Source organism: Paenibacillus nitricinens, from assembly GCF_052056485.1.
GTDB lineage: Bacteria > Bacillota > Bacilli > Paenibacillales > Paenibacillaceae > Paenibacillus_AQ > Paenibacillus_AQ nitricinens.
Map to the genome: position 1 here is coordinate 5,909,316 of NZ_CP183948.1, position 18,131 is coordinate 5,927,446.

Annotated in this window: 21 protein-coding genes; 5 read left to right on the forward strand and 16 right to left on the reverse strand. The window is 44.9% G+C overall.

From position 1 onward, the window contains the following. Positions 1-13: 13 nt before the first annotated feature. The 4 genes from ACN6KS_RS26285 to ACN6KS_RS26300 all read right to left on the reverse strand — a co-directional run bounded on the left by ACN6KS_RS26285 (position 14) and on the right by ACN6KS_RS26300 (position 2,336). Positions 14-337 (reverse strand): hypothetical protein, encoded by a 324-nt coding sequence (locus ACN6KS_RS26285; protein WP_280787918.1) that lies wholly within the window; start codon positions 335-337, stop codon positions 14-16. Between the two features lie 186 nt (positions 338-523). After that, a complete protein-coding gene (locus tag ACN6KS_RS26290; protein WP_094872421.1) occupies positions 524-1,153 on the reverse strand; it encodes an MBL fold metallo-hydrolase in 630 nt (209 codons plus the stop codon). 5 nt (positions 1,154-1,158) lie between these two features. Continuing rightward, positions 1,159-1,725, reverse strand: coding sequence for a thioredoxin family protein (locus ACN6KS_RS26295; RefSeq protein ID WP_094877853.1), 567 nt, complete (start codon positions 1,723-1,725; stop codon positions 1,159-1,161). After that, the gene (locus ACN6KS_RS26300; protein WP_094872424.1) at positions 1,722-2,336 is read right to left on the reverse strand and encodes a DedA family protein; all 615 of its coding nucleotides are present in this window, start codon (positions 2,334-2,336) and stop codon (positions 1,722-1,724) included. The genes ACN6KS_RS26295 and ACN6KS_RS26300 overlap by 4 nt, the downstream gene beginning before the upstream one ends. 376 nt (positions 2,337-2,712) lie before the next feature. Between ACN6KS_RS26300 and ACN6KS_RS26305 the strand changes: the two genes are divergently transcribed. Next, positions 2,713-3,051 carry an autorepressor SdpR family transcription factor gene (locus ACN6KS_RS26305; RefSeq protein ID WP_440960811.1) on the forward strand — a complete coding sequence of 113 codons (339 nt, stop codon included), beginning with the start codon at positions 2,713-2,715 and terminating at the stop codon, positions 3,049-3,051. Between the two features lie 2 nt (positions 3,052-3,053). Then, a complete protein-coding gene (locus tag ACN6KS_RS26310) occupies positions 3,054-3,707 on the forward strand; it encodes an SdpI family protein (protein WP_094877855.1) in 654 nt (217 codons plus the stop codon). Here ACN6KS_RS26310 and ACN6KS_RS26315 read toward each other — a convergent pair. The 6 genes from ACN6KS_RS26315 to yyaC all read right to left on the reverse strand — a co-directional run bounded on the left by ACN6KS_RS26315 (position 3,696) and on the right by yyaC (position 10,801). After that, entirely contained in the window at positions 3,696-6,047 is a 2,352-nt protein-coding gene (locus ACN6KS_RS26315) for an O-antigen ligase family protein (protein ID WP_440960812.1), read from the reverse strand. The two genes, ACN6KS_RS26310 and ACN6KS_RS26315, sit on opposite strands and share 12 nt — an antisense overlap. A gap of 346 nt (positions 6,048-6,393) precedes the next feature. After that, entirely contained in the window at positions 6,394-7,584 is a 1,191-nt protein-coding gene (locus tag ACN6KS_RS26320) for a class I SAM-dependent methyltransferase (protein ID WP_440960813.1), read from the reverse strand. A gap of 85 nt (positions 7,585-7,669) precedes the next feature. Beyond that, entirely contained in the window at positions 7,670-8,476 is an 807-nt protein-coding gene (locus tag ACN6KS_RS26325) for a PhzF family phenazine biosynthesis protein (RefSeq protein ID WP_440960814.1), read from the reverse strand. Continuing rightward, positions 8,476-9,147: a DUF6483 family protein gene (locus ACN6KS_RS26330; RefSeq protein WP_094872432.1), complete on the reverse strand. Its 672-nt coding sequence runs from the start codon at positions 9,145-9,147 to the stop codon at positions 8,476-8,478. Before ACN6KS_RS26330 ends, ACN6KS_RS26325 begins: the two co-directional genes overlap by 1 nt. A gap of 229 nt (positions 9,148-9,376) precedes the next feature. Continuing rightward, positions 9,377-10,183, reverse strand: coding sequence for an alpha/beta fold hydrolase (locus tag ACN6KS_RS26335; RefSeq protein ID WP_440960815.1), 807 nt, complete (start codon positions 10,181-10,183; stop codon positions 9,377-9,379). A gap of 90 nt (positions 10,184-10,273) precedes the next feature. Continuing rightward, complete coding sequence (gene yyaC, locus ACN6KS_RS26340) at positions 10,274-10,801, reverse strand: spore protease YyaC (protein ID WP_440960816.1); 528 nt, start codon at positions 10,799-10,801, stop codon at positions 10,274-10,276. 144 nt (positions 10,802-10,945) lie between these two features. Between yyaC and ACN6KS_RS26345 the strand changes: the two genes are divergently transcribed. Beyond that, on the forward strand, positions 10,946-11,170 hold the full coding sequence (locus ACN6KS_RS26345) for a DUF1128 domain-containing protein (protein WP_042191840.1): 225 nt from the start codon (positions 10,946-10,948) through the stop codon (positions 11,168-11,170). A gap of 77 nt (positions 11,171-11,247) precedes the next feature. Here the strand turns inward: ACN6KS_RS26345 and ACN6KS_RS26350 are convergent, their stop codons facing one another. After that, positions 11,248-12,252: an asparaginase gene (locus ACN6KS_RS26350; RefSeq protein WP_440960817.1), complete on the reverse strand. Its 1,005-nt coding sequence runs from the start codon at positions 12,250-12,252 to the stop codon at positions 11,248-11,250. Between the two features lie 440 nt (positions 12,253-12,692). Here ACN6KS_RS26350 and ACN6KS_RS26355 point away from each other — a divergent pair, with 440 nt between their 5' ends. Continuing rightward, positions 12,693-13,202 carry a YtxH domain-containing protein gene (locus ACN6KS_RS26355; protein ID WP_076285477.1) on the forward strand — a complete coding sequence of 170 codons (510 nt, stop codon included), beginning with the start codon at positions 12,693-12,695 and terminating at the stop codon, positions 13,200-13,202. A gap of 149 nt (positions 13,203-13,351) precedes the next feature. Then, positions 13,352-13,684: a DUF5665 domain-containing protein gene (locus tag ACN6KS_RS26360; protein WP_094872436.1), complete on the forward strand. Its 333-nt coding sequence runs from the start codon at positions 13,352-13,354 to the stop codon at positions 13,682-13,684. Positions 13,685-13,892: 208 nt separating this feature from the next. Here the strand turns inward: ACN6KS_RS26360 and ACN6KS_RS26365 are convergent, their stop codons facing one another. The 5 genes from ACN6KS_RS26365 to ACN6KS_RS26385 all read right to left on the reverse strand — a co-directional run bounded on the left by ACN6KS_RS26365 (position 13,893) and on the right by ACN6KS_RS26385 (position 18,127). Further along, positions 13,893-14,663 carry a sigma-70 family RNA polymerase sigma factor gene (locus ACN6KS_RS26365; RefSeq protein WP_042131042.1) on the reverse strand — a complete coding sequence of 257 codons (771 nt, stop codon included), beginning with the start codon at positions 14,661-14,663 and terminating at the stop codon, positions 13,893-13,895. After that, complete coding sequence (gene rsbW / locus ACN6KS_RS26370) at positions 14,660-15,112, reverse strand: anti-sigma B factor RsbW (protein WP_042191848.1); 453 nt, start codon at positions 15,110-15,112, stop codon at positions 14,660-14,662. Before rsbW ends, ACN6KS_RS26365 begins: the two co-directional genes overlap by 4 nt. 18 nt (positions 15,113-15,130) lie before the next feature. Further along, positions 15,131-15,469 (reverse strand): STAS domain-containing protein, encoded by a 339-nt coding sequence (locus ACN6KS_RS26375; RefSeq protein WP_042131044.1) that lies wholly within the window; start codon positions 15,467-15,469, stop codon positions 15,131-15,133. 99 nt (positions 15,470-15,568) lie between these two features. Beyond that, positions 15,569-17,239: a response regulator gene (locus ACN6KS_RS26380; protein ID WP_094872438.1), complete on the reverse strand. Its 1,671-nt coding sequence runs from the start codon at positions 17,237-17,239 to the stop codon at positions 15,569-15,571. Positions 17,240-17,260: 21 nt separating this feature from the next. Then, entirely contained in the window at positions 17,261-18,127 is an 867-nt protein-coding gene (locus tag ACN6KS_RS26385; protein ID WP_076300661.1) for a CheR family methyltransferase, read from the reverse strand. Positions 18,128-18,131: the final 4 nt, after the last annotated feature.

The window sequence follows — 18,131 nt, forward strand, 5'->3', positions numbered from 1 at the left end:
TTCCACTTAATAATTATTTTTTGAGATCCCACAACTTGCGCCGCCAGGGCTGAATGATCCCTTCCCTTGCCGGAAAATGCCAAAAAAGAGACGTCCTTCTGATCTCGTCTCCTGAAAACACTGATACTCCCCCGTAAACCCCACTGGTCTCCTGAAGCAAGCCATTACGAAGATCCTTATTTTCAAATTGTATGTCTCTACGTTCTTCGGATGCACAAAAGCCAGCCTTTCCTGGACACTCCGAAAAAAATCGGCAATTACTGCTGCAAAAATGGTTCCATTTCTCCTTGGAGTCATACCAACCATAGTCCAGCGGGTAGTATATATTCTTCTCCATTCTACTTCCCTCCATGCTTTTAAGCCTATATGAAGACAAAAAAAAGAACGCAAACCGGGATTAATTCCGCAGTCTGCGTGCTTCGCGAGGTAAAAGTTACATTTAATTAACCTCATTCTAGTCCTTTTGTAGTCTTTTGTCTATTAAAACTTCCTCGTTTTTTGTCGGTTCTACTAGAACCAACGTTTATTGAGGAACATAAGGGTTGCGAATCTTTTCAAATCCAATAGTTGTCCGTGGACCATGTCCTGGATAAACCTTCACTTCATCATCCATTTTGTATAGCTTGCCACGAATAGAATCAAACAGATCTCGTTCCCTACCACCAGGCAAATCTGTACGTCCAACTCCCATTTTAAAGAGTACATCTCCGGAGAATAGATCATTTCCACAAAGGAAACTTACACTGCCTGGAGAGTGACCAGGTGTATGGTATACACGGAAAGTGTGTCCAATGAACTGCAGAACTTGCCCTTCTGCCAGATCATATTCCGCAGGATCTGTAGCTAGAGGAGGTGACACCTCCGACCACATTAGTGAACCGTTCAGCTTGGGGCTGCTTAGCCATTCACTTTCAAGTGGATGTAAATAAACAGGACATTTCTTAGCTTTACGAATTTCATCCACACCGCCCATATGATCAAAATGTGCATGTGTTAACAAAATAGCTTCGATTTCCATTCCTTCGATACTCCGCACTAACGCAGCAGGATTCATACCGGGATCTATGATGATACCCTTCGCAGGATCCGCACCTGTCAGTAAGTAGGCATTCGTCTGAAGCGGACCCAGATTAAATGAACGAATATTTAGCATCTGCCCTAGAATCCGGAAATCAGACTACGCAGTTCTTTGGCAATCACTGTCTGATATTCCGTTCCTTCCCCATAAGCTTGCCCCATTGCTGTACGTGCTTCTGCGATTTTGCTGTCGTAATCAGCGGCCTCACGATCAGGATTCTCACGTTTGAACTCTCTCATTATACTCTGCACATGCTCTGGTCTAGGACCCCAATGTCCGAGCACATATCCGCCAGTGTCCGCAAAAATCACGACGGGTACAGATCTTCCACCCATGGTCAAGAAATTATCCATAAGATCCAGATTCTCTTCCAAAATGAATACCTCTGTCTTCATACCCGCCGTCTCCAGAATACGGAATACAGCAGGAATGTTGCGTACTACGTCTCCACACCAATCCGCTGCCAGGATTAGTACCCGCAAATCGTCTCGGTGGTTCAGACTTTCGAAATATTCCTTATCGTTCTCATCTTCCCAAGTAAACTTCTCATACCAGGATTCAAAGGCCTGTTGGTTCTTCGTCATACTTTCTACGAATTGGCGCGGTGTTAGGCCTTTTCCAAACTTTTGAGCTACATTCTGCTTCATTTTGTAGTCCCCTTTTTCTTGGATTTGTACCATTTAAACACAAAGTAAATGATGATCAGAGCGATCGCTACAAGAATAATTTCGTTGGTATACTTAGCGGCTACTTGGTCAATATCTTCCCATTTATTCCCCAAGGTCATCCCTAGATATACAAACAATGCACTCCATGGAATAACAGCAAGCGTAGTCAACAAAGTAAACTTACCTAAAGGCATACGAGAAATACCCGCTGGAACAGAAATGGCATGGCGAACAATGGGAATAAAACGTGCTGTAAAGATTACGCCCGTCCCGTATTTATTGAACCACTCTTCCGAATGGTCAATATGCTTCTTTTGAATAAAAATATATTTGCCGTATTTCTCGAGAAAAGGTCTGCCACCGTAACGACCAATCCAATATACAAAAATCTGTGCAATGACTCCGCCGATCGTACCGAATAATACGGCACCAAAAAAATTAATATCTCCATTCCATACTAAAAAGCCACCGAAAGCCAGTACGATTTCACTCGGGATGACTTCAATCATAAGTCCGATCATAATCCCAAAATAACCAAGACTTTGAATCCATTCAAACAATGTTGAGATCAGATCAGAAATAATATGCAACCGTGCTCCTCCTCCATTTTCTGCAGAATATGGCTATGTATCAAACATAAACATCTTTGACGACTATAAAGACGCTAGACGTTTAAGCGAGAAATATAAGAAATAAAGTATAGATACTAAACTTTTATTTTCTTATATTTATAGAAGCTTTGCCGCTCTGCTTTTTTTCCAGTTTCTCTTAGCCTATTCTAGCACAAGCAACCTTATCACTTCTACTTACAGGAACAAGGCCGTCACCCTATTTCGATCCTCTCTTAAAAAGAGTTGGAACCATCTGATTAACCCCAAAATGAGGAAGGTACACATTGACAGATAAGAATACGAAGGATTATTATATATTTAGATAATTACCTAAATATCGAAAGGCTGGTGGCATATGAATGAGTCTTTCAAAGCACTAGCTGACCCTACCCGTCGCCAAATCATTCGGTTACTAAGGGAAAAAGACCGCACCGCAGGTGAAATCGCCGATTTCTTCAACATGTCTAAACCAAGTATTTCTCACCATCTGAATGCTCTGAAGCATGCCGATCTCGTACAGGATGAACGAAAAGGTCAATTCATTGTGTATTCCTTAAATACGACGGTTCTGGAAGAGGTTCTTGGCTGGCTGCTCGAGCTAACAGGTACAGGAAAGCAAACGGAGACGAAAAGTAAAGCTTTGGACGGAAAGCAAAGCCGTCAGAATATTGATTCTGAGAAGGAGGCTGATTGACGATGAAGGATTTTAAATGGAGATGGCAAGATACACTAATTGTAATATTAGGTTTAGCTTCACTAGCTTATGCTTTAATCAATTACGGTAAGCTGCCGCAAGAGTTGCCTGCCCAGTTCGGAATTACCGGCAAGGTCAACCGCTATTGGGATAAAAACATAGCTATTCCCATGTGGGGTATTCTGGGCATTGTGCTCCCCCTGATATTGCAGTTCACACGCAGCATCGACCCTAAGCGAGAAAATTACAAGAAGTTCGAAAATGCTTATGCCATGAGCAGACTCACTATTGGGGTGCTTTTTAATCTCATGCTTGTGCTCACAGTTGCTTACGGATTGGGAAAAGATATTAACGTGGGCAAAATTGCTATAGGAGCCGTCGGAGTGATGTTTATTGCGCTCGGCAACTTCATGCCACAGATAAAAGATAATTATTTGTTCGGTGTTCGTACAGCATGGACACTTTCCAGCCCAGAGGTGTGGCGAAAAACACATCGTCTCTCGGGAAGAATGTGGATGATCGGTGGGTTGCTCATTTTTGGAGGAGCCTTTTGGAGCGGAATCTTGTCTCAGGTCCTTATTATTACGGCACTTGTGCTTGCTATTATCGTTCCCGTTCTGTACTCTTGGATCATTTCGCGTCAGTTAAAATCGTGAAGCTAATCCCCTAAGCCGCCGACTCAGGTCGTCGGCTTGTTCTGTCATTTGGAACTTTCGATCATTATGCTGCTCACCTTTTCCAGCCTCGTAGTCTGCCAACACTCTATACTGCCGCAAAAGCTCATTTCCTGAGGCAAAACAGTTTATAGCCTCCACTCGATTCCCTTCCGCTAACTTTTTTCGGCCCATCATTAGCATGCCTTCAATTCCTTTGACCCACTTAGCGTTGTTGTATTTATCCAACCGAATACTTCGATGTATCCAATACAGTGCAGCTCCCGGATCATCACTGTACATCCATCGCCCAGCCATTTCCCAGCTTAAACGTGCATTCCTCGGGGAGTATAGCAAGCTCTGCTGGAGTATTCTCACGCCCTTCTCGTTCGTAAGCAGCCTGGATAATTCTACCGCTGTTCTAGGAGACCGGGGATTCCACGTTAGCGATTGCTGTAGCATATCTATCTTCACCGAGGAATCAACCGTCTGAACTGCTTGCCTGTAGTACCTCTCTCCTTGTGCGGCATGAAGGGACAATACAGATAGCATGAGATAAAGGGAGCAGGCGGCAGTGATGAATAGTCGGCGGGGATATAGATGGGCGAGTTTAGGCGAGGTCGCGGACTCGAGGTGAGTTGACTGTGGGCTCGCGGACGTCGATTGAGTTGGCGGTGGAGTCACGGGTCCAAAATGAGTGGTGAACAAACTTATGGACGTAAAGCGGGTATTCACAGATTGATGTTTCTGCTCATATTCAGACAGGGCAAGTGCTGGCAGCCAAAAAAGCAGCAGCCAGATTAATCCGTAGCTCCAGTCAAAATCGACTGCGCTATGCAAAACGATAACCAAAAATGGCGGCAAGAGACGCAGCGATCTCTTAGCCAGCAACCAGCCTGCTGCCAGCAGCATTAACAGTATGGCTGCGAGGCCGACAAATCCTAGGTTCAACAGGATGTCGAGATAACCGCTATGCACTTGGCTGCCAACATAAGGGCGGGATTGGGCGGCGAGATATGAACTCCGCCAAGTCTCGCCCCCGCGCCCCAGCCAAGGTGCCTCTACCGCCAGCCGCCAGGCGTCGCGGTAGAACAGACCACGCGCGGATACCGTCGTTGACGGTCCGGTGATCCGCTCGCGCACGTGCAGAAGGACGGCGGTGCCCGCCGCCGTCCAACCTGCCGCCGCCAATGCCAGCATGGCGGCTCGGGCACTGCCCGCCGCGCTGCGCTGGCTGCGGCACAGCCATAGGCCGGCTAGCCACGCGCCGGCCCAAAGCCCGGCCAGCCACAGCAGGCCGGGCAGAGGCTCTACCGCCAACCCGGCACGGGCCAGTTGGCGGTAGAGCAGCGCCGCGGCGACCACGGGCGCGGCGCCAGCGGTAAGAAGCGGCGCGATGAGCTGCCGCTTCCAGAGCAAGACGGCGGTGCAGGCACAAGCCGCCGTCAGCCACGCGCCGCGCGACTCGCTGAGGAGCAGCGCGGCGGCGTACGGGAACAGCGGCAGCAAGCGCAGCAGCGCGGCGGCCGTGCTTCCCGCTTCTCGCCGCTCCACTCCTACATTTACGCTTACCTTTTCACTCCCACGCTCCTCTTCTACGCACTCACTCCCATATCCCAACCGGGTATACTCTATCCCTGTCTTTTCAGACTCTCGCCCAACACCGCAACCTCCTGCTGGCGACATCCTCACACTCTTCTGAGGTCTTTCATAATAAGCAGCGACAGCAAACAACCGCTCCAATAGAAAAACAGCCATCACAGCACCAAAAGCATTAGGATATTCCATCACTCCTGCTAATCTGGCCCCAGTGATGCTTACTTCCGGTGAATTGCTGTAGGCTACAGCGAAAGGTAACTCTAGTACCCCGCACACTGCCAGCAAAGCACTTATGCTTAAGAACATGCCCAATATAGTCCATGCGGCAATGATAAGCTGACGCCCCACCCGATTCAACGCACAAAAACAAACCAAAAATGCAAAGCTAGCATACAAGCCCCACCGTAATATTTCATTCATTGTTCCCTGTGCCGAAAGGGGTTCTCTTAGCGAATGAATCAGATAGAGTGATAGAACTATTAAGGGTGCAGCCAACATTATTTTCAAAGCTCTACTTACTCCACTTGCTCCCCCTAAGCTACTTCTCCTATTGCTTACGCCAATGTACAAATAAAGCAAAACAGCAGAACACATCACAAACCATAGGGTCAGAAAGAGGTACATCTCCTCTGTAAAAAAAAATCCACGCAGCAAACAAGCTCCTACTCCGGCTGCGATGACTAAGGCTGCACTAAAATATACGATTATTGAATCCGGATTCCACTCTCTGTTAACGCTCCCCATTTAGATACCCCTATATTCGTTAAGTTATCTCTATCCTTTCCACATTTCCCCTTCGCAAAACTAGAATGCAAAAAGGACAATACCTCTCCACGAAGGAGCTGTACCGTCCCAATTCTCATCAAAAAAGGTTTATTGTTGCAAAAAGTACAACTAACCTCTGATCTTCGCTACTGCGTCCTAATGTAATTGCATAATATACAACTATTTTTCGAAAATCCCGCCAGATGGAGAGAATTGATCGTTATTAATTGTACAGAGTGCAACTAATTCACAGTAAAGCAACTTCAGAGCATATTTAGCTGCACAAAATACAACTAAACCAATATACCGCTCCTCAAACGTCGCGCTACCCCTCCACCGAACTTCCACTCGGAAGCAGGTCCGCACATACGCGCTCAAGGTAAGGTTTCGCCCCTATAAAATCACGGAAGTCGGTGTATTCACGCCATTTGACGGAGTTATCACCACCCGAGCTTTTAACGGCACGGATTAAAATATTCTTCGGTGTATTCTCCAGGTCGATGAATTCCAGCAGCTGGCTGCTATAACCCATCATATCGAGCAATTTGGCACGGATAGCATCCGTAGCCAAGGCAGAGAAACGCTCCTTAAGTATCCCATGTGAAAGCATCGGACTCATTACTTCATTCTCAATCTGCGCGAACAATTCATGCTGACAGCAAGGCACAGACAAAATAACGGAGGCGCCCCAACGTACTGCTTTTTCGAGTGCAGCATCTGTAGCTGTGTCACAAGCATGAAGCGTTATAACCATATCTACCTGATCCAGCTCATCGTACTCGGCAATGTCACCCACAAGGAACTTCAGGTGATTATAACCGATTTTCGTAGCAAGCTCATTACAATGCTCAATTACATCTGCTTTCAAATCAAGTCCAATAATATTAAGCTCCCGCTTCTTGCGGACGGTCAGGTAGTGATAAAGAGCAAAGGTCAAATACGATTTACCACAGCCAAAATCAACAATCGTTAATGGCCGTCCAGTTGGCAGATCGGCAAGCACATCCTCAACCATCTCCAAGAAACGGTTGATCTGCCGGAACTTATCGTATCGCTTGGCCAGCACTTTTCCTTCTCTGTTCATTATGCCAAGCTCCACAAGAAATGGCACAGGTTCTCCATCCTCCAGCACATAGCGCTTGCGCCGGTTGTGTGCTAGATCCGGCTCTTCTTTTTTACTTGGAGACTTGGTAAGGATAGATACTTTGAATTTCTTGCTAATCAGTACCTGATAATCCGCTTCCACCGTGCATAACAAGCCTTGGCGATATGATTCTCTAAATAAAAGGGTCATCTCCTCCGCTGCTAATTCTGCCGGTACGTTGCGATGTTCAACCTTTGTACCAATATAGGACGCAAACTGATAATGCAACTTACCTTTTAGTTCGACAGGTTTAATCTGTACCTTCGTACAGGTCTCCCCTTTGTTACGCACTTGGCTTAAGGTAGCCATAATCAAGGTACGGTCATTAATCAGTTGTTCAATAAGAGCTTTTAAAGATTCCACAACGCACATCTCACTTTCGGGATTAAAAATGGAGATTCTATGTCTCCTAACCAACATCGTTCCATTATATCACGGCTCTACAAGAGTTATCCTATCAGGGCTTCACCTGCAGCTCTCCACTAACAATAGTTATTGCTCGGCCAGACATCTTAATCTGATCTTTGCTTACCTCAAGTTGAAGCAAGCCTCCTCGTTCGGAAGCTTGATAAGCAGTCAGCTGCGTACGGTTAAGTCGACTAGCCCAGAAAGGTGCTAGCGCAGTATGCGCTGAGCCCGTGACCGGATCCTCATTTACCCCCATCTTCGGTGCAAAAAACCGTGACACACAATCTATGCCTTCGGTGGAGCTTTCTGCAGTAACCGCAAAGGCTCTCTCTTCAAGCCGGGATAAAGCCCCGAAGTCTGGGCTAAGTTCGCGAACTAGGGATTCCTGATCGAGCCGTACAAGTACATTGTCAGCATATAGCATAGTTTCTACCACATTTGCTTCTGAAATACCAAGTGCTTCTATAAGAGCCGGAATTGTAGGAGAAGACTTAAGCTCATAAGGCGGGAAGTACAGTGAGATCAGATCATCCGCACGAGAAGCTCTAAGCAACCCACTGCGTGTATAAAATCTAGCTTCCACATCTGGATCCAGCAATCCCAACTCCCATAATATATGTGCACTCGCTAGAGTAGCATGGCCACATAAATCAACCTCAACCTTGGGCGTGAACCAGCGCAGGCGATATCCATCAGTCTCCGGCCAGAGAAATGCCGTCTCTGACAAGTTCATTTCTGCTGCTGTCTTCAGCATAAATGCCTCGTCGACTGGATGCCTCAGCAAGCATACTGCTGCCGGGTTTCCTGAATATGCTTTTCCTGCAAAGGCATCGATAATAAATAAAGGGGTATTCATTAGGCTTCCGACTCCCTCCGAACTTCTGTGATCCGGTGCCACTCTTTCCATCCTTGTTCCACTTCATGGATAGGGAGCAAGCCTTGTTCCAATTCTTCCGGTGATTTAAGCAGCAGCCGTCTGTACAGCTCATCACCTTCCAGTGACACATCTTCCCCCTGCTCCCATAGTCGGTAAAGACCGTCCTCCGCTTTACTATAATGTCCGATAGACTCCATATAAACTAGAAGCAGCCGTTCCGTCTTGGCTGGAAGACGATACGCTTTGACTTCCTCCAAAAGTTCATCAATATCCTCTGTCATCTGCAGTATTTCTCGATCAGCTCCGTGCAAATCTGCGTACAAATATAAGTGCAGTGCTCTCATACTTCTAAATAGTGCCGCATCATGATCACCATTTGCAGCATAAATGCTGCCCTCTTCCTTAAGCAGCTTGGCTACACCTTGAAGCTTATCTGACTCCAACACACCGTTAAACCGGAACATATCTATAATATCTTCTACTGATAATGAATTTAAAAGACGTGAGTTCAGCGGAAAATGACGGTTCAATAGCTCATCAATTTCCCATAAGGCTTCCGTTGTCTTCCGCTCTTGCTTTAGCGTTAGAACCTTGGCAACCATCGCCGTCATATCTTCGATCATTCGGACAATATAGTCTCTTCGGAACATGAACTTCCCCCTTTTCCATTCTGGAACTGTAAATCTTTTGTATCTAGCCATTTCATGTGTGCTATTCATTTATCTTAAACCATTGCACTTCGCTATGCCACTTATGAGCTTGTAGAGAAAGAAGATTGTTCCATCCATCTGCAAATTTCAGTAGTCTCCATGTAAAAGAGGCAACCCACGCCAGTTACTTTGACGCGGAGCTGCCTCTTTTTGAATTATTTTTCAGCGATCATGAATGACTGTTAAAATTAACTGTAGCTTGGGTGAATTCCCTGATAACCTCAGCTAACCGTTCAGGAGCTTCAAAGAGGCTCATGTGGCCCGCTCCAGAAATCATAGCTTGCGTTATATTTGGTTTATCCGAAGTAAAGGTGCGTTCCGCAGGAATCAGTCCATCCTGCTCGCCAGCCACAAGTAGTACCGGCAACGTGGTAGCTGTGATCACATCACGTCGATCCGGACGCTCGCGCATCGCCAGTGCAGCTCCCGCTGCTCCTTGTGGAGGAGTTTTGTAACCAATTTCTTTGGCTCGCTCCAGCAGATGCGGTGATGCAGAAGCAGTTGCTTTAGCAAAAATTCCTGGGACGAAGCTGTCCACAAAAGGAGTAATGCCTTCATTTTGAATTCTGCTGACACTTTTCAATCGATTCTCCCGTGCTTCTTCACTATCCGGATATGCAGTAGAATGGATTAATCCGAAGCCCTTCAATCGAGAGGCATACCGCTGCGCGAACGAAAGTGTAATATATCCACCAAGTGAATGTCCCAGCATGGTGCATTCAGAAATTTCTAGTATATCTAACAAGCCCAGAACATCGTCTGCCATTTGTTCAATCGTATAGGGGCCTAGTGGAGCCTCTGAAGCTCCATGACCACGTAAATCGGGAGCAATCACTCGGTAGTCGCTGCTTAAGATGGGAATGACTTGTTCCCAGTATTCAGCACTTCCACAAAAGCCATGCAATAATACAATAACCTCGCCTTTTCCCTGATCACTGTAGCAAATATTGCTTCCGTCACAACGTACTCTTTCCATGGCTGCTTCCCTCTTTCCAAAATACTAAGATATATTAACTAATATCTATTATTAAGCAAAACAGCTCTTCTTGAAACTGGCATCCTATTCTTAACGCTCAATTCCAAACCCTTTTGCTGCTGCGGCGGCAATTTGTTCAGCCATAACCATAACTCTATGTAGTGGAGTCGTCTGCAGCGTCCGATATGGCTTGGGACCGTTGATATCTACAATCGCCGCCAAGCTATAATGCCCCACTGCGGGAAGGCATACCCCCACCGATTGTGCTGGCTGAAGCGGCTCATTCGAAACGAAGTAATATCCAAGAGCTATTGGAGGTCCTAGGCAAGCATCCACAGCAATAATGATATGCTCAGATGGAATCTCAGCGACTCTGGCCACCAAATTATCTGCATCGCAAGGAGATGGCAACGTACCGATTACGTGTGGAAAGCCATATTCCAGAAGTTTGCTGCCTGTTAATGGACCGAGAGCATCACCTGTAGATCGATCCGTTCCGATACACAGAAAGGTAACTTTCTTAGCTGAATGCAGCGCTGCAATTTCCATAAAAAAGGACACCAATCCTACATCGTCCATTTTGCTTCGTTTACTGCTTCCCTGTTCTCTAATTGCCAATACCTTTCCTCCCTTCGATGATATTTTTGATTTCATGCCTTTAATTTAACATGATTTCTTTGAGCCCGACAAAAAAATGGTGATCAAGCTCACAATCATGGTAAAATACATGAATCAGTGTACAGAAAGGATGTTAATAACCCTATGGATTTAACACAACCTAGTCAGGAAAATGTTGAATATATGATCGAGGCCATCAAGAACAAACTGAAGATGGCAAGTGCTGCTGCAATGCAAGCCTCCGCTTTTTCAGTAGATAAATATGAAGATATCTTCGATGTCTATGAGGTAGCCATGGGCAGCGATAGACTCAGTATTTCTCAGGTAGAAGCGCTCGTCTCCGAACTCGGCCGTCTGCGTCAGAAATAATTGTTCTTCGATTACAAAAGGAGCCCGTCGCTGCGAATCCGAGATGGATGCGCAGCGACGGGCTCCTTTTTAAGTTCCTATTTCATGAGATGAAGCTGAAATTCTGTATCTGCATGACCTACCCGCGTACCACCATCATTGTAGATCACACCTGAAAATGCATTACGCAGCTTTTCCAAAGTATTTTTCTGGCTGTATCCAATCTGATTTAAGATCCCCTGTACAATAAGTCCCCACTCTTCTTCTGATCCATCCAGAATCTTGAAGGCAATGCCCAGTCGCTCGCGGCGCAACCCAAAGCAATATACGCCTTTAAATCCACCCTTAGCAATAATATTTTCATCTTCCAAAAGGATTGAATCAAGGCGTCCAGACCCAGAAACCATCTCCGGATGAGCATTCATGGCCGCAGTGATCGTAGTGACCGCTCTGCGAGTTGCCTCGTCAGCAATTAAATCAGGATTGGCTAATTTCAAATACGCAGTCGCCAAGGCTGTCAAAGGCATGGCGAATACCGGTAGACCGCATCCATCCGTACCTAGACCAATACTGTCTGGTGCTACACCAGCCATATAAGCAATCGTATCTATAATCTCACGCTGAACCGTTTGCTCCGGCTGAGCGTATTCTTCAAGTGGTAGTCCTTTGAGCTTACTATACGATAAAATCCCCATGTGCTTGCCCGCACAGTTATGATAGAACTTTCTTTTGCCCGCGCCGCGAATGGCATTCTCTCTACTCGTATAATCCAGTGGATAGCTAGTGGCACATATCATTTGTTGCTCATCGATCCCAATCTTGGAGGAAATACTCTCTAGCGCTGCAACATGGTAGCTCTCTCCTCGGTGAGAAGCAGTCATTAGGGCAACCTCAGCGGGTGTAAAACCATAATGCTCCACGATTCCTCCACGAATGCCTGGGATAGCCTGAAGTGGCTTAGCCGCAGAACGGGTAAAGGACACAAACTCAGGATCACCTGCATATCCCTTTACGTTCCCGTTTTCTCCTACGATAGCAATATGTCCGCTATGGACACATTCCAGCAAATCTGACCGATATTCTCGTACTAATACTGTTTCCATGGTAACTCTCCTCTTTTCTCTTGCTGCTCTATAACCCACAAGGATTTATTAGAATTCTACATTTAATAAATGCTAGAAAATAACCCCGTGCTCCGGGGATTTTTTGTACATCACAAACTCCCTTAAGTGTTAGTTCCATGAGGAATTCTACTCCTATTTTCATCATTCTTCAATCCTCTCCACACCAAGAAGATTTTAGAAACCACACAAAAACAATACCATCAGCAATAAATCCAGAGTGACGCCTCCTCAGATTATTGCTTTTCTGAAAAATTACTACATCTCAATCTGCCCGAATTCGTTCTATGTGGTATTCCAAGCTGTTAATAAATAGTCTAGAACAAGTGACTCTCGCCATCGTCCCCTTATTCATCAATTGTTTCAGCCTATACGCCAAAGTTTAAATACGAAGTAAGATAACTTATAAGGAGTGATTGGTGATGAGTAACGTAGAACATAAAGTAGAGCATGAAGTAGAAAACGGAAGCAACTTTTTCAAAGGCATCTTTATTGGTAGCTTAATAGGTGCTGCCGCAGCCCTGTTATTTGCACCAAAGCCTGGCCGTGAAATGCGTAGTGATCTGTCTGATAAACTTACGCTTGCTACTGACAAAACCAAAGAAGTGGCTGGCGTCGTAACTGACAAAACCAAAGCCATTGCCACAACGGTAGGTGAAAAAGCAACCGATCTGGCTAGTACGGTTTCAGTCAAAGCCTCTGATATCTACACAACTGTCAGTGACAGCAAGCAGCAAATTGCCGCTACCCTTCAAGACGCAGGCAGCAAAATTGGTGACACTGTAAGTGAAGCCTCAAATAATGTAGCCTCTGATGTGAAAGACGCTTCTAAAGAAGTCGCTGACGAAGCCAAAGCATCCTCTAAAGAAGTCGCCGATGAGGCTAAAGATGCAAAAGAGGATGTTAAATCCTCCTATAAATCCAGTTACTAATCTGCGGCATAATACAGCTATCATTTCATCCGACAACAGCCAGCTGTCCGCAGCTGGCTGTTGTTTAGTTATACCCTCAATAAAGATTCATCTGACTGAATAGATCCTTAATAAATGCCCGTTCGGGCTACAGAAAGCAGGGGTGCTCCATGGGAGAAACAAATAGCCAAACAAAAGCATATGAAATTGATGAACATCCTTTCGAATTACGGCATGAGGTCAAACGCTTAAACAATCGTCTGGATAAGATTGCTGACTCACTCGAAAAATCAGAATTTAAGGACATCCTCGATAACTACTCAGATCCAAAAAAAAGAATTATCACAAACTTAATGGCCGGTATATCCCGAGGTCTTGGCCTATCTCTCGGAACGTTCGTAGTCCTTGGTGTCCTGGGTTACATTCTCAGCCTATTTCTTGATGTTCCCGTGATCGGTGAGTACCTTGGTGAGATCAAAAAATACATCGATGCGAACAGCTAACAACTGGGCTATCTATCACCCATCTATCACCGCTCCCCCTTACCCCGCTTGTCCGTCTAATCCTTCAAGGTTAGCCGGACAAGCGGGGTAAGAGCTTTGTAGAACACAAATAAAGGACATGCTATTCTCCAGGCACGGAGAGAGGCATGTCCTTATCGTCGAACAGTAAAATTCAAATCCAGGTAATGTATATTACACATAAAGGAGCTCAATAGGATGAGTTGGCCATAATCTGCTTTAACTTCTCAGTGGCCCGCTTCTGTATCCGTGAAACGCTCATCTGTGAAACCCCCAGCTTCTGAGCGATTGCCCGCTGGGATTGACCATCTTGGAAGGCTAGCAATAATACCTGCTGCTCTTGCTCCTTCAATTGTCCTAGTGCTTGCTGCAGATCCATTCGTTTCTCTACAGTCTCGTAATCGTTCGCATCAGAGCTGATAAGCTCCCCTAGCGTAGCTCCAGTCTCCTCTTGGGAAAGCGGTGAATCCAGAGATACGTAATGGTAACATTCTCTGCCTGCCAGTACTTCTACAGTTTCTTCAACAGACAGATCAAGATAATGAGCGATCTCATCGACCGCAGGAGAACGCTCAAGCTTCACTGTAAGTTCATCAATCGCGTGTTGAACAAGCGCTCCTTTTTCTTTAATCCGTCTAGGAACCTGTATGTACCAAGATTTATCACGTAAATAATTCTTCATATGTCCAATCATGCTTTTCATCGCATAGGGCTCAAAAGGGATTCCGAGACTGATATCATATTGCTGCAGTAACCGGATGAGCGCCATTTGCCCGACCTGATATAAATCCTCATACAAGTCGGGGCGATTACGGGAAATTTTCCCAGCAGCCATTTTTACCATAGGCTCATATTTCTGTATCAGCAACGTCGCCTGATCGTTATCCTTGGTCTGCTGATACTCCCAAATTTGGGTGACTGCTTCATTCATGGACTCGGGGGGAGTCACTTTGTCACTCATACTTTCTCCTCGCTAAAATTAAGGTGCTTCTTCAAAGTTACCACCGTCCCTTTTCCGGCTTCACTTACAACACTAACGTCATCCATCAACGCTTGCATTAAGTAGAACCCTAACCCGCCAACCTGAACGTCACTTAACTCCTTATCGTGCAGTGTCATACGTTCATTAGACTTGTCCAAGCCGTCAAAGCTCTCCCCTTCGTCTTTGACTGTAATGGATAAGGAGCTTTCCTCTACCTCAAAAATAACATCTACTACTCCGTCTTTTTGGCCATAAGCATATAATACTGAATTGTTACACGCCTCTGATACTGCCACTTTCATGTCTTCTATATCCTCATAGGTGAAACCCATTTTCGAGGCAATGCCGTATAAATTCAACCTAACAATATCCACATACTCTGCGCTAGCAGGCAACTGAAGAATTACTTTTTGCACATCATCACTCATTCTTTGTTCTATCCTTTCCTAGTGGGAATTCTCTTGGGAGGCAAAAAACTTGGAAATACCAGTCATGTCAAACAGCTTCTGAATTTGTGGAGGAACATCCTCAACCATAAACTTAACGTCCATTCCTTGTCTTGATTTCAGGATCGAAAGTAGAATACCAATCCCTGTGCTATCAATGTATTTTAATTCTTTTAGATTAATAACTAAATCTAGTTTGGTATCTCCCACAAGTGGCTCCATAACCAGGCGGAAATCGGAAGCCACTGATAAATCAAGTTCACCACTCAGGAAAACTGTGCATACATTCCCTTTGGTTTCTGTCTTAGCATGGAACTTGTTACTTTTATGCGTATTCATTAGACGATCTCTCCTGAACAAATATTTTCTATATTAATAACCTTAATGATATACCTTTGAATCAGATAACGTTAAAAAAATGAATTGGTAAATACTAGATTACGCTTGAAAAATAGATATATCAGGTTCTACTAATACATTGTCGCTACTAGAATATCGAGAAATAATTTGTTTTATACTACTCATCTTCAGCGGTTTGCTGATGTAATCATCCATTCCAGAGGCCTTACAGCGATTCTGAATCCCTTCCATGACGTTCGCCGTCATTGCAATGATAACGGTCTTCTCGGCAGCAGGACCGCCCTCTCGACGAATTTGAGCGGTTGCCTCCAAGCCATCCATCACTGGCATCTGAAGGTCCATAAAGATAAAATCATAAGGACGTTTAATCGCCATCTCCACAGCCTGTTGACCATCTTCAGCCATATCGGCCGCATAGCCCAGCTTATCCAGCATGCTGACCATTAGACGCTGATTAATCGGATGGTCATCCACAACAAGGATTCTACTTCTCCCCTCTTGATTGGGAACAAGATGCGTGGATTCCTCTTCTTGATATCCACCTATCAAATCTTCTCCTGGCATGGATGCCTGAATCGTAAATATAAAAGTGGCTCCTTTTTGCTCCATCGATTCTACCCGGATTTCTCCGCCCATCATTCCGACAAGAGATTTACATATAGCTAATCCCAGACCTGTTCCCCCATATTTCCGTGTCATGGAAGAATCAAGCTGCGAGAAGGGCTCAAATAATCGGTCACATTTCTCCGGAGAAATACCAATCCCCGTATCCATAATTGTGAATTCAACTTCCATCTTATGATCCGCAACGCTCTTGATCGAGGCGACTAGATAAACCCCACCTTGATTTGTGAACTTCACTGCGTTAGCGATCAGATTAATTAGAACTTGGCGTAAACGAGCCATATCCCCATATAAAAGCCGAGGCAATTTCTGATCAATAAAATAAGCGAGCTCCAGGTTCTTCTTTCCCGCTTCTATCGAAAAGAGACTGAACACCTCTTGAATACAATTTCGGAGTTCAAATAAGTGCTCTTCAACTTCCATTTTTCCGGATTCCATTTTAGTAAAATCAAGAATGTCGTTAATTACCGTAATCAACGTGTCTGCACTTTTCCGAATGATCTCTGAATATTCCTTTTGCTCAGAAGTAAGATCCGTCTCCATTAATAGATCGATCATACCAACTACGCCGTTCATAGGTGTACGAATTTCATGACTCATCATGGCTAGAAATTCCGACTTTGCTTTCGAGGCGATCTCCGCCTCTTCTTTTGCCTTGATAAGCTCACTATTAATGATTTCCAGTTCTTTCGTCTTTTGCTGCAGCAGCATGGTTTGAGTCTGATGCTTCTTGCTCGTGATGTACATTTCGACAAAGCCTTGTATCTTAGAGTTCAAAATTTGTGGAATGAACGGCTTGACCATATAATCAATAGCCCCTGCCGAATAGCCAGCGAATAAATGCTCCGCTTCTTTGCTATTGGCAGAGATAAAAATAATCGGAATTTCCTTCGTTTTCTCTCTGGCCTTGATCAATTTTGCAGTTTCAATTCCATCCATACCCGGCATCTGTACATCTAGTACAATGACAGCAAAATCATACCTTAACAAACAGCGCAACGCTTCTTCACCGGAGGTAGCTTTAATTAGCTCGTAATGCTGGCTCTCAAGCACTGCCTCCAGCGCCAGCAAATTTTCAGGACGGTCGTCTACTAGTAGTATATGAATTGGTTCTTGAAACCCCATAGGACCACCCTCCCACATGCGTTATTTTATGTTACGGTATATTTTCTCCACTCTGTCTAAAGATTCATAGCAATCGCTATATTTCGTAAAGTGAATGGACTCCTTAGAGCCCAGAACAAGGATTCCAAAGCGACTTAGACTTTCATGAAACAACCCGTGAACATGATCACGAAGCTCATCATTGAAATAGATCATTACATTTCGGCAGAAAATAACATTAAATTCATTAAATGAAGTGTCAGTAGCTAAATTATGCTCAGCAAAAATAATATTTTTGCGTAAATAAGGTTGTAAAATAACTGAATTATACTTCGCAGTATAGTATTCGGAAAATGCCCGAGTACCTCCTGCCTCCAAATAATTCTTTGTGTATTGCTTCATTCTGCTAATATCATAAACGCCTTCCTTAGCCTGCTGTAAAGAACGCTCATTCATATCTGTGGCATAAATTCGAGCCTTATCATAAAGCCCTTCTTCATGAAGCAGGATGGCCATGGAATAAACTTCCTCCCCAGTGGAACATCCAGCATGCCAGATACGAATATAGGGATAGGTTCTTAACAATGGAACTACCTTCTGGCGAAAAGTTAGAAATAATCCCGGATCCCTGAACATTTCAGTAACAGGAATAGAGAGACTGTAGACAAATCGTTCAAAACAAGCCCGATCATGCAGAACCTTCTCTTGCAGCGCGGATATGGTGAGTACATTCTCCGCATGAACATGATGCCAGATGCGTCGTTTTAATGAAGGCAACGCATAATTCCGGAAATCATAGCCATATAAACGGTGTACCCCATCAAGAAGCAGCTCAATCTCAATTTGCTCCAGTTCGTCACTTCCCGCCAGAACGGGTTGCTCTTCATATCCGTGTTCTATTGCTTTCATTGTT